Origin of the sequence: Chitinophaga polysaccharea (genome assembly GCF_902150045.1) — a bacterium.
GTDB lineage: Bacteria > Bacteroidota > Bacteroidia > Chitinophagales > Chitinophagaceae > Chitinophaga > Chitinophaga polysaccharea_A.
The window spans coordinates 352,501-355,000 of the sequence record NZ_CABFVU010000002.1 but is presented as its reverse complement, the minus strand read 5'-3'; the positions used below and the strand labels follow the sequence as shown (position 1 = coordinate 355,000).

The window sequence follows — 2,500 nt, the reverse complement described above, 5'->3', positions numbered from 1 at the left end:
TGTGTCACCAATAGCAGCGGCAGGCTGCTGATTGTATCGATCGTAGAATGCTTCCCGACAACATTGGTAACAATTATAAACTGTTATTATATCGGCAATAAAACAATCCACTGATGATAACGGTAGCAGAAAACTGCTGATACAAAGAACTGTAGATATAGAGCAGATGATTGGCAGTATAAACTGCAGATCTGTAACTCTTTAATGGCTACTTTAGTGTGTGAGGCGATGTATAAACATCTCCGGTTCACTAATTTCCTTTCGAGATAAGTACTGCTCTTTAGCCGTACTCCGCATTGCCTTACACAATGCTCTCTACTATATAGAAAGAAAAAGCCTTAGTGTATGAAACACCAAGGCTTTTCTCTTAATAAGTATGGCAGCTACCTACTCTCCCGCATGATAGTGCAGTACCATCGGCCATGAGGGGCTTAACTTCTCTGTTCGGAATGGGAAGAGGTGAACACCCTCGGCATAACCACCATAAGATCTTCTTTGCTGTTACAGCAAACTAATAAGATAACATATCGGGAAAGTTGTATTCAAAACTTTTTAGCGTAATAATTGAAAAAATTAAAGCTTACGGGCAATTAGTATTACTCGGCTGCGATGTTACCACCCTTACACCTGTAACCTATCAACGTCGTAGTCTCCGACGGCCCTTAAAAGTAAACTCATCTTGAAGCAGGTTTCACGCTTAGATGCTTTCAGCGTTTATCCTATCCGTACATAGCTACTCTGCACTGCACCTGGCGGCACAACAGATACACCAGCGGTACGTACGACCCGGTCCTCTCGTACTAAGGTCATGTCCTCTCAATTTACTAACGATCACAACAGATAGGGACCGAACTGTCTTGCGACGTTCTGAACCCAGTTCACGTGCCACTTTAATCGGCGAACAGCCGAACCCTTGGGACCTTCTCCAGCCCCAGGATGTGACGAACCGACATCGAGGTGCCAAACCTCACCGTCGATATGAGCTCTTGGGTGAGATCAGCCTGTTATCCCCGGAGTACCTTTTATCCTTTGAGCGATGGCCCTTCCATACAGAACCACCGGATCACTTTAGCCTGCTTTCGCACCTGCTCGGCTTGTTGGCCTCACAGTCAAGCACCCTTATACTAATGCGCTCTACGTACGATTACCAACCGTACTGAGGGTACCTTTGCGAGCCTCCGTTACCTTTTAGGAGGCGACCACCCCAGTCAAACTACCCACCAAACAATGTCTCCCCGTTAAGGGATTAGACTCTAAATAACAGAAGGTTGGTATTTCAACGATGACTCCACAACTCCTGGCGAAGCTGCTTCATAGTCTCCCAACTATCCTACACATCTGGCATTCAAAATCAATGTTAAGTTGTAGTGAAGGTTCACGGGGTCTTTCCGTCCCGTTGCGATTAACCGGCATCTTCACCGATACTACAATTTCACCGAGCTCGTGGTAGAGACAGTGTACAACTCATTAGACCATTCGTGCAGGTCGGAACTTACCCGACAAGGAATTTCGCTACCTTAGGACCGTTATAGTTACGGCCGCCGTTTACTGGGGCTTCAGTCAGAAGCTTTGGATTGCTCCGAACATCCTTCCTTAACCTTCCAGCACCGGGCAGGTATCAGGCTCTATACGTCATCTTTCGATTTTGCAGGGCCCTGTGTTTTTGTTAAACAGTTGGTTGTACCATTTTACTGAGGCCACATCACTGTGGCACGCCTTATCCCGAAGTTACAGCGTCAATTTGCCTAGTTCCTTTACCACGGATCACTCGAGCGCCTGAGAATACTCATCTCGACTACCTGTGTCGGTTTACGGTACGGGCTGCTATAAACGAACCTTAGAAGTTTTTCTTGGAAGTCTGATTAGGGACACTATCAGCGCGGCCGAAGCTTTGCTGTACTATCAGGTTTCATCATCCCGAACGGATTTACCAATTCAGAATATAACTACACCCTTTAACGCACTATTCCGTAAGTGCGCGATCCTTTCACTACTCCGTTACTCCATCGAATTTATAGCAGGTACTGGAATATTCACCAGTTTGCCATCAGCTACGCCTTTCGGCTTTGCCTAAGGACCCGACTAACCCTGATCCGATTAGCGTTGATCAGGAACCCTTAGTCTTACGGCGATAAGATTTTTCATCTTATTTATCGTTACTTATGCCTACATTTTCTTTTCCAAACGCTCCAGCATGTCTCACAACACACCTTCAATGCAGTTTGGAATGCTCCCCTACCGTCTAATACTTACGTATTAGGCCTAAAGCTTCGGTTATATGTTTGATGCCCGATTATTTTCCGTGCCCAAACCCTCGACCAGTGAGCTGTTACGCACTCTTTAAATGAATGGCTGCTTCCAAGCCAACATCCTGGCTGTTTTAGGATTTGAACCGCGTTTGTTCAACTTAACATATCATTAGGGACCTTAGCTGTTAGTCTGGGTTATTTCCCTCTCGGCCATGGACCTTAGCGCCCACAGCCTCACTCCTGGAGATTAT

At 46.0% G+C, this 2,500-nt stretch carries 2 rRNA genes (1 of these 2 cut by a window edge); both read right to left on the bottom strand.

What is annotated here, in order from left to right:
- Positions 1-374 precede the first annotated feature (374 nt).
- Positions 375-486, bottom strand: a 5S ribosomal RNA gene (gene rrf, locus FN124_RS16015).
- Between the two features lie 84 nt (positions 487-570).
- Positions 571-2,500 (bottom strand): 23S ribosomal RNA (locus FN124_RS16010) (it continues 957 nt past the right edge of the window).